The following is a 21,719-nucleotide window of genomic DNA, read 5'->3' as shown; positions in this document are numbered from 1 at the left end:
GCGCTCAGGCCGCGCCGCGAAAGCGCAGCGCCGCCTGCCGCACCACCTCGGCCAGCAGGCGCTCCTTGCCTTGCTTCTCGCGCAGCCACCGTGCATCGTTGCGGTTGGCTTCCACGCTGGTGCGCAGTTCGCCGAGCGCCTGCGTGGCGTTGAGCGCCTCGCTGTGCCATTCGAGCTGCGTCATGGTCATGAGGATGTGGTCGCGCAGCGGCATGTGCTGGCCGCTGGCGGGGTCGACATACACCGCGTCGAGCCCGAAGCGGCAGGCCTGGAAGCGGTTGTAGGTGTACACCAGGTAGTCGTCTTCCGTCGGCTCGAAGGGCTGCTCCTGCAGGAACCACGCGGCCAGCGACTGCACGTAGCCCGCCAGCGCCGCGGCGCGCTCCACCGTGAGCGGCGTGTCGAACACGCGGATCTCGATGGTGCCGAACTCGGGCTTGGGCCGGATGTCCCAGTAGAAGTCTTTCATGCTGCGCACGACGCCGGTGCGGGTCATGCGCTCGAAATACGCTTCGAATTCTTTCCAGCTCAAGGTGAAGGGCGCGCGTCCCGAGAGCGGAAACGCGAACACCGAGTTGAGCCGGGCCGAGTCGAACTGCGTGTCCTGCCCCTGCACGAACGGCGACGAGGCCGACAGCGCAATGAAGTGCGGGATGTAGCGCGACATGCGGTGCAGCATCAGCAAGGCCGCGTCGGCATCGGGGCAGCCGATGTGCACGTGCTGGCCGAAGATGGTGAACTGCTTGCTCAGGTAGCCGTACAGCTCCGACAGCTCGCGAAAGCGCGGCTTGTCGTAGATGCGCCGCTCATGCCATTGCTGGAACGCATGCGTGCCGCCGCCCACCACCGCGATGTTGAGCTTGTCGGCGTTCTTGATCAGCGCCTCTCGAATGGGCGAGAGCTGCTTGATGACGTCCTGCGCCGAATGGCAGATGTCGGTCGAGATCTCGATCATGCTCGAGGTCATCTCGGGCACCACGCTGCCGGGCAGGGGCGTTTGCGCCATCAGCCGCAGCATGTCCTCGGCATACGGCGCCAGGTCGTAGTCGTGCGTGTTGACGAGTTGGAGCTCCAGCTCCACGCCGAGCGACAGCGCTTCGGAGCGGTTGAAGGGCTCCAGCTTGACCACGCGGCTCGCGGGGTCCGCGGGAAGCGCCGGCGAGCGGAAGTCGTCGCTGTCCACCGTGCCGGGAACGAGAGGGGCGTTGGAGCTGTCGGGAAAGCCAGTGGACGCGGTCATCGCTGCGTGTCCTCCGTGGTGCTGAAAGCCTGTGGCGCCCAGGGCACCGAGCTTTCGCCCACCGCGTGTATGGCCACGGTGGCGAGCACGGCGCCCATCACCTCCATGAGGAGAATCGAGGGCAGGGCCACCTGCGTGATCATGGTGCCGAGCAGTGGCGACGCGGTGGTGAAGTTGGATGCGATCAACAGCGCAATCGACGACAGCGGCGACATCGCGCAGCCAACCCAGAAGGCCTGCTTCCAGCTGGCGCCGCTGCCGGGGTTGGCAATGGCCACGCCCGCGATCTTGGCAAACAGGCGAACCACGATCACGGCCAGCACCACGCTGGCAACGGGCAACGTCCAGTCGGCCTGCGCCGCCACGATGGACACCAGCACGAACATCAGCATGGTGAGCAGCGAAGCGGCCGTGCCGAGCTGCCGCTGCCAGGCCCAGGGCTTGGGGTTGAGCGTCTTGAGCAGCACGCCGCCGATCAGCGCGGCGAGCGGTGCGGAGCCGCCGACGTGCGCCGTGAGCGCGGCGCCGGCCGCAATGAGCGCGAGCAGCAGGATCGAAGTGCTCTCGCTCGTCGGGCTCATGAACCGCAGCGCCGTGCGAAGCGCCAGCGCCAGGATGGCGCCGATCACGAAAGACAGGCCAAGCACCACCGCCACCGGATAGAGCTTTTGCAGCAGGGTTTGCGGCGCGCGCTCGATGAGGCCCGCCTGCGCATAGCCGAGCGCCAGCGCATAGAAGGTGTTGAGCGTGGCCAGCGTCATGGCGCGCTCGGTCACAGGGCCCGAGGCGCGCGTGTCCATGATCACGCGGCTCAGCACCGCCGGCGAGGCGACGATGGCCATCAGTGCGATGGGGTTGGCCACCGGGTCGGGCAGGCCCAGCAGCTGCAGCGTCCACAGCACGCCGAAGTAGGTGAGCGTGGCTTCCAGCAGGCTTTGTCCCAGCACCATCGGGTTGTGGCGGAACCAGCGCAGCGGCAGCCGGCCGCCGGCTTCGAACAGCACCACGGCGGCGCCCAGCTCCAGCAGGAACAGGCTGATGCCGCGCAGCGGCCAGATGGCGCCCTCGAAGCCGGCAAAGCCGACCACCGCGCCGACGATCGAATAGCCCACCACCTTGGGCAAGCCCAGATAGCGCTGCACCAGGTGGCCGGAAGCCGCCGCGGCGGCCAGCAAAAGCGACCAAAGCACCGTGGGCAGGCCCGCCGAGGGGCGCAGCCACTCGGACCAGAAGCCCAGCAGGTCGTTGAAGAGACTCGTCAAATTCATGCAGGTAGAAAAAAGCTTACGGGCCGGCTGCGCCAGCGTGCCCAGATGGCGCTGCGGATGCGCGCGCGGTCACCAAGGCTCACGCTGTGCGCGCGCAGGGCCAGACGGAATGCGAAATAGAAACTCACGCTCACATTGAGCGCACCGATCACCGGGATGGCCGCCACCGCCCACCACAGCGCGGGCTGCTGGAGCACCGGCATGCCCACGGAGGCCGCGGCCGCCGCTATTTGCCCGGCCGACAGTGTCACGTGGCGCACGTCCAGGCCTAGCCCGAAGAAACCCGCGAATGCGGGCAGCAGGCCAAGCATGAGTCCGAGCGAAATGTTGGAAGCGAAGCCCGAGATGTGTGTGCGCATGAAGGTGGCCCAGCGGCGGGCACGGGCGGCACCCAGAAAAGCGCCGATGCGAGGGTTGTAACGCATGGCGGAGTCCAGCCTGTGCAGGACAAAGGCGTTTTCTGTCCAGCCCGCGACGATGCTGGCGGCAAACAGCAGCACGCCCGTGAGCGCAGCGTAGAGCGCGGTGGGGCCCAAGAGCGAGAGCGATTGCAGCGTGGCCGCGGCATGCGCCGCATCGAGCAGCGGGCGGCCAAGCGCGAGCTGCACCACAAGCGCCAACCCCAGCATCGCCGGCACCACCACACCCACATTGCCCAGCACCGCCGCCACCTGCGAGCGCACCAGGTTGGCCACCTCGTCGACAAAATCGGCCACCGCGGCGTCGGTCTTGATGTCGCGCAGGCGCGCCGCCATGGCGGGCGCCGTCATCGCGGGCTGCTTGGTGGCCAGGGTCAGGTGCAGCAGCTGGATGGCGACGAAGCTGGCGGCATACATCAGGCCCGACCAGAAGCCGCTCCAGAACGCCGACAGGCCAATGGCATAGATGCTGAACTTGAGCAGCACCGTGAGCGAAGTGAGCGCTCCGCCGCCCGCGGCCTTGCGCACCATCTGCAGGTAGCTCGCGCGGTCGCGCGTGATGTAGTGCTCGCCGGTTTCGGCGCTGCGCTCGGTCACCCGGGCCGCAAGCATCGACGAGTTCGATGCAATCAGCGCGCGGATGCTGTTGCGCTCGCCGCCCGCCAGCACCAGCCGGCCCACCAGCCGCGCCACGTTGGGCGCGGGCGCGGCCGGCATCAGGCAGTCGAGCAGTTCGCGGATGCGCAGCACCCGCTCGCGCAGCTGGCGCAGCCGGAACACCAGGCCGACCGAAATGCCGTTGTCCTCGAAGTGCGCATAGACCGACGAGGCACTGGCACGGCAGGCGTCGAGCCGGTCGCGAAAGGCCAGGAAGGCGGCTTGCAGCGCCGCATCGCCCTTTTCGCCTTCTTCGCCCGCGGGCTTTTCGAACATCTGCTCGCGCAATTCGTCCAGGTCGGCCATGAGCGCGTGGAACGGCCGGGCCTCGTGATGCTCCACGCTGGTGCGCAGGCGAAGCTCGGGCGAGAAGCCGGCGGCCACCACCTGGCTGCTGCAGTAGGTGACCGCGTCCATCACCGTGTGGCGCCAGCGAGGCGTTCCGTCGGCCTCCAGGGTTGCGTCGGCGAGCAGGGCGCCGATGCGGGCAAGCTGGGTTTCGTCGAGCAGCGCGATCCAGCCCGCGTCGAACACGCCGGGCAGCACCATGCGAAAGAGGTCCGACGCGTCGGTGGTCTCGGGCGTGCCGGGCAATATTTTCCGGCGAAGGCGTTCGGTGAGCTCGCTCACAAACGCAGTGCGCGGCGCAAAACCGTAGTCCGCCAGCAGCGTGGTCAGGTCGACCGCCTGCGTGAACGCGTGCCACCACGCGCGCAGGCGCTCGCGCAGCTCGGGCCGCGCCTCCACTGCGTCGAGCAGCAGCGACACGCGCCCCACGGCGGCCTGCGGCGACGCGCGGTCGCCGCGAAGCCAGTCGAAAACGTCGATCAGCCAGACATGGCGCTGCGCCACGTCCGCCGTCGGATCAAGCCGGGCCAACAGGCCCTGCAGGTCATGCGATGCAGCAGCCATAAAAAATGTGAAAACGGAAAACCAAATACCAGAAACACCGAGGAACCGGCTTTGCCGGGCCTCTGGTGTTGCCCCCGGCGAGGGGGAGGGAGAAGCGACACGCAGTGCGCGAAGCCTGGGGGAGTACTAGTGCAATACGCGCGAGACAGGCGCCCCGCCAATGTCGGCTTCCAGCACGAACATCGGAACCGGCACGTCGAAGCGCTCGCCCTCTTCAGTCACCACGAAGAAGCTGCCGTGCATGGTGCCGCTCGGCGCCTGCAGGCGGCAGCCGCTGGTGTAGCGGAACGATTCGCCCGGCGCCAGGAGCGGCTGCTGGCCGATCACGCCAAGGCCTTTGACTTCCTGCGCATGGCCGGAAGCGTCGTTGATGAGCCAGTGGCGCGCGATCAGCTGCGCACCCACCTGGCCCACGTTCGAGATGGTGATCGTGTAGGAGAAGGTGTAGATGTTGTCCTTGGCGGAGGACTGGTCGGCCAGGTAGCGGGGCTCGACCTGGACGCTGAAGGGGCTGTGTGACATGCGCGCGATGGTAACTGGAGCCTTCTCTTGCACGGCTTTCCGGGTTTTGCGGCGGCTGCGACAATCGGCGCATGAGCACGCCGTTCCGCATCGCCCCCTCCATTCTTTCCGCCGATTTCGCGCATCTTGGCGACGAACTGACCAAGGTCATCGCCGCCGGCGCCGACTGGATCCATTTCGACGTGATGGACAACCATTACGTGCCGAACCTGACCTTCGGCCCCATGATCTGCAAGGCCCTGAAGCCCTACGCCAAGACGGCGGACGGCGAGCCGGTGCCAATCGACGTGCACCTGATGATCCAGCCCGTCGACGCGCTGGCCGCGTCTTTTGCGGAAGCGGGCGCCGACTACATCAGCTTTCACCCCGACGCATCGCCCCACGTCAACCGCAGCATCCAGGCCATCAAGGGCGCGGGCTGCAAGGCCGGGCTGGTGTTCAACCCGGGCCTGGGGCTGGAAGCGCTGGACTGGGCCATCGACGATATCGACCTGATCCTGATCATGTCTGTGAACCCGGGTTTCGGCGGGCAGAGCTTCATCGACTCGGCGCTGCGCAAGATCGAACTCGCGCGCAAGCGCATCGAGCAGAGCGGCCGCGACATCCGCCTGGAGGTGGACGGCGGCATCAAGGCCGACAACATTGCGCGCGTGGCCTCCGCGGGCGCCGACACCTTCGTGGCCGGCAGCGCGATCTTCAACGCCAAGGACTACGGCGCGGTGATCTCGTCGATGCGCGACCAGCTCGCCGGCGTCGGCAAGAAGAAGTAAACCAAGCTCAGCGCTTGACCTTGTCGTTGTAGACGCGGTCCGTCACCGGGCCGCGGTCGGTATCGACGGCGCCGCGCTCGATGTCGTCATGGCCCTTGCGGCCCACCTCGCTCGGCTGCCCGTCCTGCGCCTCCTGGCTGTCGGAAGACTGGTCGCGCTCATGCGGCAGGCGCGGCGCCGAATCGCCTCCTTGCTCGACCTTGGTGTTGCCGCCGCCGGCGTCCCGCACCGGGTCGTCCGGTGTGCCGGGGGCCTTCGAACGGGGCTTGCTGCTGCTCATGGCGTGTTCCTCTCGGTGTCTATCTGATGATGTCTATCTGATGAGTCGAGCCTGCACCGCTCGGCCGGCAGCGGCGGTAGGACAGCCGAGGCGGGCCCTGTAGGCGTGCCGCGCCGCTATGAAACCAGTAGCGTCTTTGCGCACAGGGCGACCCCTCCGCAATAATCGGCCGGATGTCTTCCGATGATCCTCTTGCCGGCGCCACCGCCGACAGCCTGCGCATCCACACCTTCGCCTCGCTGAACCCCGGCCCGCGGCTGCTGGTGCTGGGCGGGGTGCACGGCGACGAAACCTGCGGCACCGTGGGCATCGAGCGCGTGCTGGCCGAGCTCGACGGCGGCGCGCTCCAGTTGCTGCGCGGCCAGCTCACCTTGCTGCCCGTGGCCAATCCGCTCGCGCGGAGACGCCTGCAGCGGGAGGGCGAGCGCAACCTCAATCGCCTGTTCAAGCCCAGCGAGGCGCCGGCCGACTATGAAGGCCGGGTGACCAATGTGCTGTGCCCGCTCATCGAGCGGCACGACGTGCTGCTCGACCTGCATTCCTTCCAGAGCGAGGGCGAGGCCTTCGCGATGATCGGCCCGCGCGACAACACCGGCCCGCTGGAGCCCTTCGCCCGCGCCGCCGAGGAGGGGCTGCTCGCGCTCCACCTGGGCACGCCCATCGTGGTGGAAGGCTGGCTCGACATCTATGCGGCCGGGCTCGCGCAGCGCTCCGCGGGCGTTGCGGTCGACGAAGACGCGATCGACTTCGGCCGCGGCACCAACGAATACATCCGCAATTGCGGCGGCTACGGCGTCACGCTCGAATGCGGCCAGCACCGGGACCCGAAGGCCCCCGAGGTGGCGTGGCGCGCCATTCGCCGCGCGCTGGCGCTGCTCGGCATGGCGGAGCTGCCGCAAGGCATGCCAGCCGCGCCGCCCAGCCCGCCCCAACTGCTGCGGCTGGCGAGCGTGACAGACCGGCTGCACGAAGAAGACAGTTTCGTGCGCGACTGGGCCACCTTCGATGCGGTGCAGCGCGGCGAGCCCATCGGCATGCGCCACGACGGCACGCTGGTCAGCGCGCCGGACGACGGGTTCATCGTCTTCCCCAACGCACTGGCACTGCCCGGCGCCGAGTGGTTCTACTTCGCGCGGCCGAGCGAGCGCGTGCTCGACCCTGTGGCCTGAAGCATCTGCTCCTTCCCCTTCTGGGGGAAGGCTGGGATGGGGGCGGGCAGAGCGCCCAGTAGACACGCCGCTTGCCCCCACCCCGGCCCTCCCCCGGAAGGGGAGGGAGAAAAGCCGGGCCGCGCCTTACGGCAGGCGCCGCAGCGCTCCTACACGGGCCGGAGGCCCTTGGCGCAAAGTCTCGAGCCTGAAGGAGTGTGTCCATGGCAGTCTCGAAAAAAGCACCCGCGCCGCGCGTCCTGTGGAAAGGCGCGATCAGCTTCGGCCTCGTCCACATCCCGGTGGCGCTGTACTCGGCCACCACCAGCCAGAGCATCGACTTCGACTGGCTCGACAAGCGCACCATGGACCCCGTGGGCTACAAGCGCATCAACAAGAAGACCGGCAAGGAGATCGCGCGCGAGAACATCGTCAAGGGCGTCGAATACGAAGACGGCGAATACGTGGTGCTGAGCGACAAGGAAATTGCCGACGCATACCCCAAGACCACCCAGACCATCGAGATCGAGACCTTCGTGCCCGCCAACGGCATTCCGTTTCTCTACCTCGAGCGCCCCTACTACGTGGCGCCCATCAACCGCGGCGCCAAGGTGTATGCGCTGCTGCGCGAAACGCTGCAGCGCAGCGGCCGCATCGGCGTGGCGCGCGTGGTGATCCAGACCAAGCAGCACCTTGCCGCGCTGGTGCCCGTGGGCCCGGGGCTGGTGCTGAACCTGCTGCGCTGGGGCACCGACATCCGGCCCTGGACCGAGCTGCCGCTCCCCTCCGAAGACGCGAAGAAGGCCGGCCTGAACGAACGGGAGATCAAGATGGCCGAACAGTTGGTGGAGGACATGAGCGCCGACTGGGACCCTGACGAATACAAGGACGAGTTCAAGGACGAGATCCTGCGGCTCGTCGATCGCAAGGTGGCCGCGGGCCAGACCGAGACGGTGACGCAGATCGAGCCCGAGGAAGGCCAGGCCGTCGAAGGCCGCGGCGCAAAGATCATCGACCTGACCGAGCTGCTGCAGCGCAGCCTGCGCAAGGGCGGCGGCGCCAAGGCCTCCACCAGGACCGCCGACGCGGACGAAGAAGACGACGACGAAGAAGAAGAGCCTGCCAAGCCGTCCGCCAAGAGCAAGAGCACCACCAAGGCCAAGCCGAAGACCAAGGCCCACGCCAAGACCACCGCCAAAAGCACCAGCGGCAGTGCCGCGGGCAAGCGCAGTGCTGCCAAGACCGCTCCCGCCCGGCGCCGCGCAGCATGAACGGACGGGAGAGCGACCGGATGGAGACCAAGGAGACCAAGGCACCGCGCATCACCCATGCGGAACGCGTGATCGACACCGTGAGCGGCGTCACCAAGGGAGACCTCGCAGAGTACTACGCCACCGTGGCGCCGCTGATCCTGCCGCACCTCAAGGGGCGCCCCGTGGCGCTGGTGCGCGCGCCCGAGGGCGTGAGCGGCGAGCTGTTCTTCCAGAAGCATGCGCAGCACAGCGACATTGCCGGCATCAAGCTGCTCGACCCGGCGCTGGACCCGGGGCATGACCCGCTGCTGCAGATCGACACGGCCCAGGCGCTCATCGGCGCGGCGCAGTACAACACCATCGAGCTGCACACCTGGAACGCCACCTCGCGCGCCATCGGCAAGCCCGACCGCATGACCTTCGACCTCGACCCCGGCGAGGGCGTCGACTGGCAGCAGATCCAGGAGGCCGCGCTGCTGGTGCATGTGCTGCTCGACGAACTCGGCCTGCCTTCGTTCCTGAAGACCAGCGGCGGCAAGGGGCTGCACGTGGTGGTGCCGCTCAAGCGCGAGCTTGGCTGGGACGAGGTGCGGGGCTTTTCGCGGGCTATCGTGCAGCACCTGGCGCGCATCGTTCCAGACCGCTTCGTGGCCAAGAGCGGGCCGCGCAACCGCGTGGGCAAGATCTTTGCGGACTACCTGCGCAACGGCTTCGGCGCCACCACGGCCTGTGCCTGGTCGGCGCGCGCGCGTCCGGGCATGGGCGTGTCGGTGCCGCTGGCGTGGGAAGAACTGCCCGACCTGGGCAGCGCCGCCCACTGGACGGTGGCCACCATTGCCGACCGCATCGGCGTGGGCAACACGCCATGGGACGCCATGGAGAGCAGCCGAACGGGTCTGCGGGCCGCCATGGAGATGCTGGGCTACATGCCCTCGTGAAGCCGGCCGACCTTGCCGGCCCGCTTTGCTACTGGAGCACTTCGTTCGTCGTCACTTCGAAGCGCTGCAACGAGTTGGCGCCGAACACCATGGTGATCGGCACGTCGGCCGCATCGCGCCCGCGTGCAATCACGATGCGGCCGATGCGAGGCACGTTGTGCCGCGCATCGAAGGTGTACCAGCGGTCGCCCAGGTACACCTCGAACCAGGCGCTGAAGTCCATCGGGTACGGCACGGGCGGAATGCCGATGTCGCCCAGATAGCCCGTGGCATAGCGCGCCGGAATGTTCATGCACCGGCACAGCGTGATGGCCAGGTGCGCAAAGTCCCGGCACACGCCGGTGCGCTCGCGAAATCCCTCGAGCGCCGTGCGCGTGGCGCGCGCGCTCTGGTAGTCGAAGCGCAAATGCTCGTGCACGAAGTCGCAGATGGCCTGCACCCGGTGCCAGCCGGGCGCCACGCGCGAAAAGTTGTTCCACGCGAACTGCAGCAGCTCGCTGTCGACTTCGCAGTAGCGGCTCGGCAGCAAAAAGGGCAGCGTCGACACCGGCAGGTCGGCCGCCGCGTGCTCCACGGCGCTGTAGTCCACCGGGTCGGACCAGCCCGGGTCGAACACCACGGCATGGTTGCGCAGCCGCACGCTTTCCACGCCCGCGGGTATCCGCACCCGCGCGCAGTGGTTGTCGAATGCATCCATGTAGTAGTCGGTATGCAACGGCGGGCTGATCGTGATGTGCTCGCCGTTTTGCAGGTCCGCCGCGCGCGACGGGTGGACTTGCAGCATGTAGATCAGTGCCGTGGGTGCCGTGACGGCGAGTTCAATGTCGAAACCGATCTCTATCTGCATGTCGTTTTTCCCTGTGGGCCAAGTATGTGTTCTGTCCGGATGTGCAAGCAGGCTTCGTGCCTCCTTTGTTGATGCTATCGGTGCCCCGATGCCGGGGCACGCGGGCAGATGCGCAAAGCCGCGTAGGTGCGAGCCCGGTTCTGTCGGCGCGCTCCTACCTTGCACGCCTCACCTCTCCCACAAGCGGGGGCGAGGCGTCACTACGGGTAACAGTCTGCGGCAAACATAACCTTTCGATTCGCTCGCAACGCCTTCAAATCGGCTCTTATCGCCCTTACCGGCTGCAGCGCAAGCATCACGACTTGTCCAATCTGATCTGCTGGAGCGAATCATGAATATCTCTGCCCTGTTCGATTCACTCACCGGTACTTGGGGGGATGAAATCCTGTTCTGGGTGGTGGCCGCAGTGGCAGGGTTCATCTGCCTGATTGCGTTGGTGAACGTGCTGGACCTTTTTCTCGACAACGAAGCTGACCCCCCAATGAAAGATCCTCGATGACGCCACAGAACAAGGCCGCCGCCGGACGCCGATCGAAGGCCACGGACGGCACCAATGCCAAGCAGCAGCAACTCGAAGGCTTCGCGACCGATCATGCGCCCAATCTGACGACCAACCAGGGTCTTCAGATTCCGGACAACCACAACTCGCTCAAGGCAGGTCTGCGCGGGCCCACGCTGCTCGAAGACTTCATCCTGCGCGAGAAGATCACGCACTTCGACCACGAGCGCATTCCGGAACGCGCGGTGCATGCCCGCGGCTCGGCGGCGCATGGTTTCTTCCAGGTCTACAAGTCGATGTCGCAGTTCACCTCGGCCGACTTCCTGCAGGACCCCGATGCGAAGACGCCCGTTTTCGTGCGCTTCTCGACGGTGGCCGGCGAACGCGGATCGGCCGATACGGTGCGCGACGTGCGCGGCTTCGCGGTCAAGTTCTACACCCGCGAAGGCAACTACGACCTCGTGGGCAACAACATCCCGGTGTTCTTCATCCAGGACGCGATGAAGTTTCCCGACCTCGTCCACGCCGTCAAGCCCGAGCCGCACCACGCGATGCCGCAGGCCGCGAGCGCGCACGACACCTTCTGGGACTTTGCCTCCCTCATGCCCGAGAGCACCCACATGCTGATGTGGGCCATGTCGGACCGCGCCATTCCGCGCAGCTATCGAATGATGGAAGGCTTCGGCGTTCATACCTTCCGCTTCGTCAACCATCGCGGCGAGAGCCATTTCGTCAAGTTCCACTGGAAGCCCAAGCTCGGCATCCACGGCCTCGCATGGGACGAAGCCCAGAAGATCGCCGGCAAGGACCCGGACTTTCACCGGCGCGACCTGTGGGAAGCCATCGAGAACGGCGACTTCCCCGAATGGGAACTCGGCGTGCAGCTCATCGCACAAGACAAGGCGCAATCGCTCGGCTTCGACCTGCTCGATGCGACCAAGCTCATTCCCGAAGAGATGGTGCCGGTGCAGCGCATCGGTCGGCTGGTGCTCAACCGCAACCCCGACAACTTCTTTGCCGAAACCGAGCAGGTGGCGTTCCACCCAGGACACGTGGTGCCCGGCATCGACTTCAGCAACGACCCGCTGCTGCAGGGGCGCCTGTTCTCGTATACCGACACGCAGATTTCGCGCTTGGGCGGGGCCAACTTTCACGAGTTGCCCATCAACAAGAGCGTCTGCCCGTTCCACAACTTCCAGCGCGACGGCATGCACCGCCAGACCATTGCGCGCGGCCAGGTGGCCTATGAACCCAACTCGCTGGGCGACGGCAAGGAGTTCCGGGTGGACGGCGGCAGCGTCGGCTTCCAGTCGTACCCCGACGAGATGGAGTCGCCCAAGGTGCGCCGGCGCAGCCCGACCTTCGACGACCACTTCACGCAGGCGCGCCTGTTCTTCAACAGCCAGAGCGCGGCCGAGAAAGAGCACATCGTCGCGGGCTTCCGCTTCGAGCTCTCGAAGGTCGATGTGCCGGCCATCCGCCAGCGCATGGTCGACAACCTGGCGCATGTGGACGAAAAGCTCGCGCGCCGCGTGGCGGAGCCGCTCGGTATTGGTGCGCCCGATGCCAAGGCCGCCGCGGGCCGCGCAGGCTATCGCGAACACCGCATGACGCTGCCGGTCTCGGAATCGCCCGCGCTCAGCATGGCCGATACCGGCGACGGCACGATCCGCACGCGCAAGATCGCCATCCTGGTGGCGGACGGCATCGACTCCGCCTCGCTCAAGCCGATTCGCGATGCGCTCGAGCAGGCCGGCGCGCGCTGCAAGGTGGTCGGCCCGCGCCTGGGCACCGTTGCCAGCGCGTCGAAGCGGCAGATCGACATCGACATGACCTTTGCCAACGCGCCTTCGGTGATGTTCGACGCCGTGCTGGTGCCCGGCGGCAGCCTGGGCGCCGCCGCCCTTGCGGCCGCGGGCGATGCCGTGCACTTCGTGCTCGAGGCGTACAAGCACTGCAAGGCCATCTGCACCGTGGGCGAGGGCGTGCAGCTGTTGTCCAGGCTCGGCATTGCCGCCGACCCGCAACCCGGCGATCTGCCTCCCGGCGTCGTCGTGGCGGCCACGCCGGTCACCAACCTGGGCGACAACACCGCAGCCACGCAGATCGCGCAGGACTTCATCGCGGCCATTGCCAAGCACCGCCACTGGGAGCGGGCCGACATCGAATCGGTCCCCGCCTGACGCACTCCCTGAAGTAGTCCGTTTGCGCTAGGCCTTCTTGCGAATAGCCGCCGCGGGAGGGCGCTCCTAGACTTTCCCCACGAGGCCTGAACGGCGCGCACTTCCGCGACGTCGACCCCCGCAACCGCGGGCACACGGGCCGCACGCGGGGGTCCAATGACGTGGTTTTCGAGAACGGGATGGGAGCGCTCGGCACGTCGTGCAGGAGTCGCGGGTGCTCTCGGGCTGGCTGGCATTCTCTTGCTGGGGCACGGGCCATTGGCCCTTGCGCAGCAGCAGGCGCCCAACGCCGAGGCCGCGGCCAGCAAGGCCGAGCAGGCCCGGCTTGCCGACACCGACACCTTGCTGGCATTGACCAGCGAGGGCGCGGTGCTCTACGGGCAAGACGCGGTCAAGCTCTCCGGCTACCAATATTGCAGCCAAGCGGTGGCGCTGGCCGAAGCCGGTGAGTTCAGGCAGAGCGTGCGGGCCGCCAGCAAGGCGCTGCATCTGGCCAATGCCACCCGCGACCCGAACCTGATGGCCATGGCCAACCGGGACTTGGCCATCGTCTACAGCTATTCGGGCCAGCTCGAGAAGGCCGAAGAATTTGCACGCGAGGCGCTCAAGCACCAGGCGCGCGACCCCAAGCTGGTGGTCGGCCCGGTGCAAAAGGTCATCGGCGACGTGCGCACCCGCCGCGGCGACTATGCCGGCGCGGTGATCAGCTACGACGAAGCGCTGGCCAACAGCTCCGCGCGCTATGCGCCGCTGGTGCAGGCCTCTCTCGTCAACGCGCTCATCGAATCGGGCGATGCGGCCAGGGCGCGCGAAGTGCTCGGCGGCATGGCGGCGCCCAAGGACGCACCGCTCACGGCGCAGCTCGACCGCACGCGCGCACGGCTGCTGCTGGCCGAGAACAAGCCGGCCGAGGCGCGCGACCTGTACCGCGCGCTCACGGCCCGCCAAGTGGGCACCGACACCGAGTACTACCGCCTCTGGGCCTGGGACGGCGTGGCGCGCAGCGAGCTTGCGCTGGGCCAGAAGCAGGCCGCGGCCGACGCCGTGGCCCGCGCGCTCGGCAGCGTCGACCAGGTGCGCGCCAAGTTCCGCAGCGAAGAATTCAAGATGGGCCTGTTCTCGGACCTGCAGTCGGTGTTCGAGCGCGGCGTGTCCATCTACAGCGACGCGGGCGATGCGCGCCAGGCCTTCGAAGTGAGCGAGCGCAGCCGCTCGCGCGCGCTGCTCGATGCGGTGCGCGGCCGCGCAAAAATCAACGAACGCGCCTCGCACACCGTCGACCTGGCCACGCTGCAAGGCACGCTGGCGCCCGACGAGCGCGTGGTGCAGTTCCACGCGCTGCCCGACCGCCTGCTGGTGTGGGTCGTGAGCCCCGCCGGCATCGAGGCCAAGACGGTGCCGGTGCGCCGCGAAGAGCTCACCGAACTGGTGGAAGTGTTCCGCAATTCCATCGTGCGCGGCCGCCGCGCGGCCATCACCAATGCCGACAAGCTCGGCACAGCGCTGCTCGGCCCGCTGGGCCTGGCACCCGGGCAGCGCGTGATCGTCGTGCCCCACGGGCCGCTGCATTACCTGCCGTTCCAGGCGCTGCGCCTGGGCGGGCGCTACCTGATCGAGACGAATCCGGTGGCGGTCGCGCCTTCCATCAGCATTGCGGTGCAGCTGGCGCAACGCACGCCGCGCGTGAGCGCATCGCTCACGGCCTTTGGCAATCCACGCATCGAAGACAAGTACGACCTGCCCGGCGCAGAGGTCGAGGTCAAGCAGCTCGCGCAGCTGTTCCCGCGCAACACCGTGTACATGGGCGCGGCAGCCACCAAGACGCAGTTCCGCGAGGTGGCCGCGCGCTCGCCGCTGATGCACGTGGCGGCCCACGCAGAGGCCGACGCGGTCGACCCGCTGTATTCGCGCATCCTGCTGGCCAACGAAGGCGGCAAGCAGAATTTTCTGGAAGCGCACGAGATCCTCGGGCTGCCGATGGACGGCACGGCGCTCGTCACGCTTTCGGCCTGCGAGTCGGGCCTCGGCCGAATTGCGCAGGGCGACGAGGTGCTGGGCTTCACGCGGTCGTTTCTCTCGGCCGGAAGCTCGAGCCTCATCGCATCGCTGTGGCCTGTGTCCGACGACGCAACCGCCGTGCTCATGGGCACGCTCTACGGCGAGCTCGCCAAGGGACGCGATCTGCAGAAGGCGATGCAGGCGGGGCAACTGGCCGTGCTGAAGGACCCGAAGATGTCGCATCCCTTTTTCTGGGCGCCGTTCAACCTGATCGGCAACTGGCGTCTCACGGTGGGGATCTGACATGAAAAGACGAACCACTGCCATGTCTGGTCGTTGTGTTGCGCGCGGTTGTTCAGGGCGCTGGTCGATCAGCCGCACACCAGCAGCGTGCCCCGGTAGCCTTTGCACACGCCCTGAACAGCAGCAGCGCCAAGAACACAACCAACCCACGGTGGAGCACTGAGATGCGCGCTAGCCAACGCTCTACGCCAATTGCCTTTGCTGTCTCCGCTTTGATGGGCGCCACGTTGCTGGTAGCAGCCCAGCGCACCCACGCAGCAGAAACAGACACCAACACGCTGCTCCCCACCAAAGACCCCTGCGGCACCTGCGACCGCCCGCTCGCCCAGGCCACCGGCACCGTTGCACCGCAAAGCTTGCCTGCACCGCCGCAACCGCCTGCCGCTTCGTTCAAGCTCAACGACCTGCGCCTGAACGGCGTCAAGGCGCTGACCAACGAAGAACTGCAAAGCATTACCGCACCCTACATCGGCCGCAACGTCACGCTCGGCGATCTCGAAAGCCTGGCGCAGGCCATTACCGCGCGCTACAAGGAGCGCGGCTACTTTCTCGCGCAGGCCGTGGTGCCGGTTCAAACCGTGCGCGACGGCATCGTGGAAATCAGCGTCATCGAAGGCAGGCTCGGCAAGGTCGATGTCACCGTCGCACCCGATGCCCCCATCAGCGAAGCCCGCGTGCGCGGCTTTCTCGCGCCCCTGCAGCCCGGAGAAGCCGTGAGCGCGCCCGCCTACGAGCGCGCGATGCTGCTGCTGTCGGACCAGCCCGGCATTCGTGTCACGTCGGGGCTGCAGGAAGGCACGCAAAGCGGCACCACCGATCTTTCGGTCGAGGTCGTCGCGGGCCCGCGCTGGGCCTTCACGGCCGAGGGCGACAACCACGGCACCAAGGAATCGGGGCGCTTTCGCGTCGGCGGCACCGTGCGCTATCTCAGTCCCTTCGGCATCGGCGACAACCTCGACATGCGGTTGATGGTTTCGAACAGCAATGCGCTGCAGTTCGGCCGCGTGGCCTACGAGGCGCCCATCGGCACCAGCGGCCTGCGCGCCGGCATTGGCCTTGCGCGCGTCAACTACGAGCTTGGCGGCGAGTTTGCCGAACTCGGGGCGCAGGGCAGGGCCGACGTGCTCGACGTTTCTCTCAACTACCCGTTGATCCGCCAGCGCCAGCAGAACCTCTTCCTGCGCCTGGGCGCCGACGTGAAGAACCTGACCGACGAGATGAACGCGGTCGACTTCGCGTCGAAGAAGCGTGTGCTCGGCCTGGGCCTTGGCTGGGCCTGGGAGCGCCGCGACGAGGTGCTCGGCGGCGGCTACTGGGCCAGCTCGGGCACGCTTTACCGTGGTGACCTTTCCATTCGCGACGAGCAGAGCCGCGCGTTCGACCAGAGCGTGGCGGGCCACCGCACCGAGGGCGGCTACACCAAGCTGAGCTTCCAGATTTCGCGGCTGCAGGCCATCGTGCCGAACCATTCGCTGTATGTGGCGCTCGGCGGCCAATGGGCCAGCAAGAACCTCGACGCTTCCGAGAAGCTCTCGCTCGGCGGTGCGCGCGCAGTGCGTGCGTACCCGTCCGGCGAACTGCTGGTGGACGAGGGCGTCATCGGCACCGTCGAATGGCGCTGGTCGCTCAACTCGGAGCTCACGCCTTTCGTGTTCTACGACGCCGCGCGCGGAAAGATCGTGCGCAACCCTTCGCCGTTCGACACCGGCCCCAACCGCCACAGCCTGCGGGGTTTCGGCATCGGTATTTCGTGGGCGCGGCCCGGCAACTTTGCGATCAACGCGACGCTCGCCTGGCGCGACGGCACACGGCCGGCGCAGACCGATGGCGGCGGCCGCAACCCGCGTTTGTACGTGCAGGCGCAAAAGGTGTTCTGACATGGCAATGCACAACCGTTCCCCACGATTCCAGCCGCGCCCGCAACTGCGCCCCGTCGCGCTCGCACTGGTGTGCCTGGGCCTGGCGCCCGCGCTGGCCCAGACCCTGCCCACCGGGTTCTCGCCCATTGCCGGAGGCGTGTCCGTCGCAACGCCGAACGCCGCGACGATGAACATCACGCAGACCACGGCGCGGGCGATTGCGCAGTGGAACACCTTCTCCATCGGAGCGGACGCAACGCTCAATGTCGCGCAGCCGAGCACGAGCAGCGTGCTGCTGAACCGCCTCGTGGGCGGTGCTCCGGCCTCGGTCATCGCGGGCAAGATGAATGCAAACGGCCATGTCTACCTGATCAATCCGGCCGGCGTGACGTTCTCCAAGGGCTCGTCGGTCAGCGTCGGCGGGCTGGTCGCTTCGACGCTGAACATGTCCACGAGCGACGAGGCATTCATGGGCGGTGCGAACCGGCTCGAGTTCGCACGGCCCAGCGGCGCCTTCGAATCGGTGGAGAACGACGGCAGCATTACGGTCGGCAACGGCGGCACCGCCGCATTGATCGGCTCGCTGGTGGCCAACCGCGGCACCATCGTTGCGAACGGCGGCACGGCCGCCATGGCTTCGGGTGAAACCGTCACGATCGACTTCGCGGGCGACGGCCTGACCACGTTGCGCGTGACGCCCGGGCTCTACAGCGGCGTCGCGAACAGCGGCACCATGCAGGCCAACGGCGGACGCGTGGCGCTGATCGCGACGACCGGTTTCGAGGTCTCGAACGGCGTGGTCAATTCACGCGGCGTGCTGCGCGCCGATTCAATGGCGTCCCGCAACGGCGAGATCATTCTCGATAGCGGTCTTTCGCCCGAGGGCGTGCGCATGACCGGCGGACTGGTCTCGGCGGTCGGCGACGGTGCCGGCCTCACGGGCGGCACGATCGACATCAGTGGCCGCGTGATCGGGCTGGAGCCCTTCGTACCCCCGCTTTCGTCCGTTCCGCCACCGCCGCCGCCTGGGTCCGACGACCGGGGCGTCATCGACGCGAGCGGCAGCGCCGGCGGCGGGCGCATCCGCCTTTATGCGAACGCGGCGGCCGAACTCGGCAACACCGGCGCCATCGCGATCGGCGCCGGCTCGATCCTGCGCGCGAACGCCGCCGCATCGGGCAACGGCGGCGATGTTCGCCTGCTGGCCGAACGCACCCTGCGCGCCCACGGCAGCATCTCGGCGCGCGGCGGCTCGGGCGGCGGCAACGGCGGCTTCATCGAAACTTCCGGCGGTTTTGCCGCGCCCGACGACGGACAGGGCGGCGGCTTCAGCATCAACGGACTGCGCGTGGACGCCTCTGCGCCCGCGGGTACCGCGGGCACGTGGATCATCGACCCGTTCAATGTCGACATCGTTCCCGGCGCAGCGGCCGGCACGCTGCCGACCAATCCCTTCGAGCCGCTCGCGGCCAGCACCATCCAGGACGGCGACATCAACGCCGCCCTCAACGGCGGCACCAGCGTGCGCATCACCACCGGCGATCCCGGCGCGGGGTCGCCGACCGATGGCGACATCCGCATGTTCAACGGCGTTCGCATCAACTACAGCACGGCCAACGGGCCGTTGACCTTCCAGCTCGACGCCCACCGCAGCGTGCGCGGCGACAACAACGTGGTGATCGAGTCCTCGGGCGCCGGCGGGCCGCTCAACGTGGTGTTCAACACCGACGTCAACGGCGGCGGTGCCGCGACCGGCGGGGGGCAGGTGAGCTACAGCGGCGACATCTACACCAACGGCGGCAATGTGGTGATGAACGGCGCCTGGTCGGCCTCGGGGTCGGGGCCGAGCGTGAGCCTGAACGGCAACGTCATCGACACGCGCGTCGGCCGCACCGATGCCGGCGCGGGCGGCTCGGTAACGATCAACGGCAACACCAGCGGGCCCTCGGGCGGCGGCTTCACGGACGCGGCGGTCTACATCAGCGGCGTGCAGATCGCCACGTCGACCGGCAACGTCGACATCACGGGCATCGGCGCCGAAACCAGTGGCGTGCGGCTCAACTCGCGCTTCACGGGCACCGGCCTGCCGAACCGGCGCACGGACATCTCGACCACCAGCGGCAACATCACTGTGCGCGGCGTCGGCAACTTCACTGGCAACAGCAGCGAGATTCCGGGCCATGGGGTGGTGATCAACGATTCGGCGCTTCGCTCGGTCAGCGGGAACATCGCAGTGCGCGGCCTGCGCCAGGCCGACACGGATCCGGGCACGGGGGGCGACGGCGTGCTGCTGCGCACCGGCACGCAGATTGCCACCACCGGCAGCGGCAGCATCGAGATCACCGGCCAGGCCGAGGGCGACGGCGCCGGCGTGCGGATCGGGCCGCCAGCACCCGTGCCGGGCGTGTTCCCTCCGGTGCTTGCGGGCGTTTCCGTGTCGTCGGCCGGCGGCAACGTCGTGCTGCGCGCCAGCAACGACGGCAGCACGGACGCGCTGGTGATCGATGGCACCGTGAGCGCGGGCAACGTCGTCAACCTTCGCCCCGGCGGCGTGGCGGCGGACGGCACGGCCTTCGACCAGGTCGCAACGCCGATCACGCTCGGCGGCACGGCCAGCACAGGCTTCGCGGTGTCGGCGGCCGAGTTCTCCCGCATCTCGGCCGGCAACGCGATCGTGGCCGGCAGCAATGCGCATGCGGCCGACATCAACGTGGTGGGGCCGCTCGCGCTGGCCTCGGGCCTCACGCTGCAGAACGAAGGCGGCGGCAACATCTCGCTGCAGGCGCCCATCACGGCGCCGCGCGTCGGCCTGGTGTCGGCAGGCAACATCACTCAGACCGCAGCCGCACCGATCACGGCGGGCACGCTCTTGGCCCGTTCCAACGGGGGCAGCGTGCTGCTCGACCAGGCGGCCAACAACTTGAGCGCGAACACGATGGGCGGCGGCGCCGCCGGCGCGTTCCGCTACCAGGACGTGGATGAACTGCGCATCGGGCCCGTCTCGGTCGTCGGCTACGACGCGGCCGGCAATGCGCCGCAGGTGGTGTCGGCCGGCTCCATGGCCGCGGACACGGTGTTCGTGCGCACGCTGAGCGGCGACCTGCAGCTCGGCACGGCGGTGACCAGCACGTCGGGCGCCGACCTGGTGGCCGCGGCGCGCTTCCAGAACGTGGGCGGTGCCAGCCTGGGCGGCGCGCCCTGGCGCGTGTGGGCCGACACCTGGATCGGCGAAACGCGCGGCGGCGTTGCCGGCTCGGGCCTGCTGCCCAACCTCTACAACTGCGCCTACCTGGGCCTGTGCGGCGTGAGCGTGTCGCCGGGCGATAACCACTTCATCTATGCGCAGCGGCCGACCGCGACGGTCGTGATCGGCAATGCGTTCCGGCCGGCCGGCCTGAACAATCCGCTCTTCACCTGGAGCATCACGGGCCTGATCCTCGGCGACACCGGCGCCGGCTTCAGCGGTGCGGTGGGCACCGCCGCCAACCAGTCGAGCCCGCCCGGCGCCTATGCGATCAACGGCAGCTTCACCTCGGCCGAGGGCTATCTGGTCAACGTGGTGCCCGGAACGCTCACGGTCGGTGGCTTTCCGCAGATTCCGAAGCCCGATGTGGTCCGCGACCTGCCGACCACCTGGCTGTACGACCGCAACATCGGCCCGCCGCCGATCTGCTTTGCGACCGGCCCGCTCGAAGGCGACCGCGCCTCGCAGGGCAACGACGTGCTGGCGCGCGAATGGTCGCGCGTGCGCTCGCGGCCCAATCTCACGAGCTGCGTCGACACCGAGAAGCGCAACGGCTGCGCCGACTTCTAGGGCTTGCCGTTCGTGGGCTGGGCCGCGGCCCCGAAGCGGCCCGTATACGTGCGCAGGCCCTGGTGCGCCAGGTCGGACTGCGCGTCGATGTGGACCTTGCCGCCCAGCGCCTGCCAGCGCCGGCAGAACGCGTAGTCCTCGCTCAGGTAGCGGCCGTTGTCCGGCTCGGCCAGTACGTCGAAGAAGCGGTAGTGCGGCCACGCCTGCGCGGCAGTGTCGCGCGACGGCTCGGGCGTGTAGCGCAGGTCGGGCCGCCCCTCGGCCAGGCGCTCGAACACCGAACGGGCGATCAGCATGAAACCCGTGGGCGCGTCGAGCACCTCGATGAAGCCATCGGCATCGACCTTGCCCTCGCCGGTCCATGTGTTGGCCGGAAAGCGTGCGTGCCGCGCCTCGAAGTCGGCGCGCGTGCTGCCCGCGGGCAACGCTTCGCGCAGGCCGTCGCCGGGCCAGCCGTCCTCCTTGAGCGGATAGACGCCGGCCACCACGTCGCGGCCGGCCAGCAGCAGCCGCAGCGCCGCGGAAGGCTCAAAGCCGATGTCCGCGTCGATCCAGAACAGATGCGTCCAGCGCGTGTCGGCCATGAACTCGGCCACCAGCCGGTTGCGTGCGCGCGGAATCAGGCTGTCGCCATCGAGAAAGCGCGTCTGCATCGAAAAGCCGTGGCTCCACGCGAGATTCACCAGGCCCAGCAGGCTGCGCACGTAGATCGAGGCCAGCGCGCCGCCGTAGCTCGGCGTCGCGATGAAGGGTCGGATGTCTTTCAGTGCGGCAATGTCGAGCATCGGAAGGGCTCCTGTCGGCAGGCG

16 protein-coding genes are annotated in these 21,719 nt (G+C 68.0%); 9 read left to right on the top strand and 7 right to left on the bottom strand.

Annotated features, from left to right (window positions below):
- Positions 1-4: 4 nt before the first annotated feature.
- The 4 genes from V9L20_RS09805 to apaG form a co-directional block, all read right to left on the bottom strand.
- Positions 5-1,240 carry a YbdK family carboxylate-amine ligase gene (locus V9L20_RS09805; protein WP_258503748.1) on the bottom strand — a complete coding sequence of 412 codons (1,236 nt, stop codon included), beginning with the start codon at positions 1,238-1,240 and terminating at the stop codon, positions 5-7.
- Positions 1,237-2,508: a cation:proton antiporter gene (locus V9L20_RS09800; RefSeq protein ID WP_258503750.1), complete on the bottom strand. Its 1,272-nt coding sequence runs from the start codon at positions 2,506-2,508 to the stop codon at positions 1,237-1,239. The genes V9L20_RS09805 and V9L20_RS09800 overlap by 4 nt, the downstream gene beginning before the upstream one ends.
- Complete coding sequence (locus tag V9L20_RS09795) at positions 2,505-4,496, bottom strand: site-specific recombinase (protein ID WP_337296441.1); 1,992 nt, start codon at positions 4,494-4,496, stop codon at positions 2,505-2,507. The genes V9L20_RS09800 and V9L20_RS09795 overlap by 4 nt, the downstream gene beginning before the upstream one ends.
- A gap of 126 nt (positions 4,497-4,622) precedes the next feature.
- Entirely contained in the window at positions 4,623-5,018 is a 396-nt protein-coding gene (gene apaG / locus V9L20_RS09790) for a Co2+/Mg2+ efflux protein ApaG (protein ID WP_258503754.1), read from the bottom strand.
- 71 nt (positions 5,019-5,089) lie between these two features.
- Here apaG and rpe point away from each other — a divergent pair, with 71 nt between their 5' ends.
- The gene (gene rpe / locus V9L20_RS09785) at positions 5,090-5,788 is read left to right on the top strand and encodes a ribulose-phosphate 3-epimerase (protein ID WP_337296440.1); all 699 of its coding nucleotides are present in this window, start codon (positions 5,090-5,092) and stop codon (positions 5,786-5,788) included.
- Positions 5,789-5,795: 7 nt separating this feature from the next.
- On the opposite strand, the gene V9L20_RS09780 is transcribed toward rpe, so the two are convergent.
- A complete protein-coding gene (locus tag V9L20_RS09780) occupies positions 5,796-6,068 on the bottom strand; it encodes a hypothetical protein (protein WP_337296439.1) in 273 nt (90 codons plus the stop codon).
- 173 nt (positions 6,069-6,241) lie between these two features.
- On the opposite strand from V9L20_RS09780, the gene V9L20_RS09775 reads away from it, so the two are divergent.
- The 3 genes from V9L20_RS09775 (at position 6,242) to ligD (ending at position 9,407) form a co-directional block, all read left to right on the top strand.
- Entirely contained in the window at positions 6,242-7,237 is a 996-nt protein-coding gene (locus tag V9L20_RS09775) for a succinylglutamate desuccinylase/aspartoacylase family protein (protein WP_337296438.1), read from the top strand.
- Positions 7,238-7,440: 203 nt separating this feature from the next.
- Positions 7,441-8,487, top strand: coding sequence for a non-homologous end joining protein Ku (ku, locus tag V9L20_RS09770; protein ID WP_337296437.1), 1,047 nt, complete (start codon positions 7,441-7,443; stop codon positions 8,485-8,487).
- Positions 8,484-9,407: a non-homologous end-joining DNA ligase gene (gene ligD, locus V9L20_RS09765; protein WP_443098562.1), complete on the top strand. Its 924-nt coding sequence runs from the start codon at positions 8,484-8,486 to the stop codon at positions 9,405-9,407. Before ku ends, ligD begins: the two co-directional genes overlap by 4 nt.
- Before the next feature lie 28 nt (positions 9,408-9,435).
- Here ligD and V9L20_RS09760 read toward each other — a convergent pair whose 3' ends face one another.
- Positions 9,436-10,254 (bottom strand): transglutaminase-like domain-containing protein, encoded by an 819-nt coding sequence (locus tag V9L20_RS09760; RefSeq protein WP_258503758.1) that lies wholly within the window; start codon positions 10,252-10,254, stop codon positions 9,436-9,438.
- A 331-nt stretch (positions 10,255-10,585) separates the two neighbouring features.
- On the opposite strand from V9L20_RS09760, the gene V9L20_RS09755 reads away from it, so the two are divergent.
- From V9L20_RS09755 to V9L20_RS09735, 5 genes are all read left to right on the top strand, one after another.
- The gene (locus V9L20_RS09755) at positions 10,586-10,753 is read left to right on the top strand and encodes a hypothetical protein (protein ID WP_258503759.1); all 168 of its coding nucleotides are present in this window, start codon (positions 10,586-10,588) and stop codon (positions 10,751-10,753) included.
- Positions 10,750-12,936 carry a catalase HPII gene (gene katE, locus V9L20_RS09750; protein ID WP_258503760.1) on the top strand — a complete coding sequence of 729 codons (2,187 nt, stop codon included), beginning with the start codon at positions 10,750-10,752 and terminating at the stop codon, positions 12,934-12,936. Before V9L20_RS09755 ends, katE begins: the two co-directional genes overlap by 4 nt.
- A gap of 258 nt (positions 12,937-13,194) precedes the next feature.
- Positions 13,195-15,237 (top strand): CHAT domain-containing protein, encoded by a 2,043-nt coding sequence (locus tag V9L20_RS09745; RefSeq protein ID WP_337296436.1) that lies wholly within the window; start codon positions 13,195-13,197, stop codon positions 15,235-15,237.
- Positions 15,238-15,464: 227 nt separating this feature from the next.
- On the top strand, positions 15,465-17,114 hold the full coding sequence (locus V9L20_RS09740; RefSeq protein WP_337296435.1) for a ShlB/FhaC/HecB family hemolysin secretion/activation protein: 1,650 nt from the start codon (positions 15,465-15,467) through the stop codon (positions 17,112-17,114).
- A gap of 1 nt (position 17,115) precedes the next feature.
- Positions 17,116-20,910, top strand: a complete 3,795-nt coding sequence (locus tag V9L20_RS09735) for a beta strand repeat-containing protein (protein WP_337296434.1) — start codon at positions 17,116-17,118, stop codon at positions 20,908-20,910.
- Here V9L20_RS09735 and V9L20_RS09730 read toward each other — a convergent pair.
- The gene (locus V9L20_RS09730; protein WP_337296433.1) at positions 20,907-21,695 is read right to left on the bottom strand and encodes a hypothetical protein; all 789 of its coding nucleotides are present in this window, start codon (positions 21,693-21,695) and stop codon (positions 20,907-20,909) included. The genes V9L20_RS09735 and V9L20_RS09730 overlap by 4 nt on opposite strands.
- Positions 21,696-21,719 lie beyond the last annotated feature (24 nt).

This window comes from Variovorax sp. CCNWLW225, from assembly GCF_037204045.1.
In the GTDB taxonomy this organism is placed as follows: Bacteria; Pseudomonadota; Gammaproteobacteria; order Burkholderiales; family Burkholderiaceae_C; genus Variovorax.
Note: the sequence above shows the minus strand (reverse complement) of the source record. Positions and strands in the feature narration are given on the sequence as shown.

Coding starts and splice junctions, on each gene's coding strand:
- V9L20_RS09755 (WP_258503759.1), top strand. CDS start 10,586: ATGAATATCTCTGCCCTGTTCGATTCACTCACCGGTACTTGGGGGGAT.
- katE (WP_258503760.1), top strand. CDS start 10,750: ATGACGCCACAGAACAAGGCCGCCGCCGGACGCCGATCGAAGGCCACG.
- V9L20_RS09800 (WP_258503750.1), bottom strand. CDS start 2,508: ATGAATTTGACGAGTCTCTTCAACGACCTGCTGGGCTTCTGGTCCGAG.
- V9L20_RS09730 (WP_337296433.1), bottom strand. CDS start 21,695: ATGCTCGACATTGCCGCACTGAAAGACATCCGACCCTTCATCGCGACG.
- V9L20_RS09775 (WP_337296438.1), top strand. CDS start 6,242: ATGTCTTCCGATGATCCTCTTGCCGGCGCCACCGCCGACAGCCTGCGC.
- V9L20_RS09780 (WP_337296439.1), bottom strand. CDS start 6,068: ATGAGCAGCAGCAAGCCCCGTTCGAAGGCCCCCGGCACACCGGACGAC.
- V9L20_RS09735 (WP_337296434.1), top strand. CDS start 17,116: ATGGCAATGCACAACCGTTCCCCACGATTCCAGCCGCGCCCGCAACTG.
- apaG (WP_258503754.1), bottom strand. CDS start 5,018: ATGTCACACAGCCCCTTCAGCGTCCAGGTCGAGCCCCGCTACCTGGCC.
- rpe (WP_337296440.1), top strand. CDS start 5,090: ATGAGCACGCCGTTCCGCATCGCCCCCTCCATTCTTTCCGCCGATTTC.
- V9L20_RS09760 (WP_258503758.1), bottom strand. CDS start 10,254: ATGCAGATAGAGATCGGTTTCGACATTGAACTCGCCGTCACGGCACCC.
- ligD (WP_443098562.1), top strand. CDS start 8,484: ATGAACGGACGGGAGAGCGACCGGATGGAGACCAAGGAGACCAAGGCA.
- V9L20_RS09795 (WP_337296441.1), bottom strand. CDS start 4,496: ATGGCTGCTGCATCGCATGACCTGCAGGGCCTGTTGGCCCGGCTTGAT.
- ku (WP_337296437.1), top strand. CDS start 7,441: ATGGCAGTCTCGAAAAAAGCACCCGCGCCGCGCGTCCTGTGGAAAGGC.
- V9L20_RS09805 (WP_258503748.1), bottom strand. CDS start 1,240: ATGACCGCGTCCACTGGCTTTCCCGACAGCTCCAACGCCCCTCTCGTT.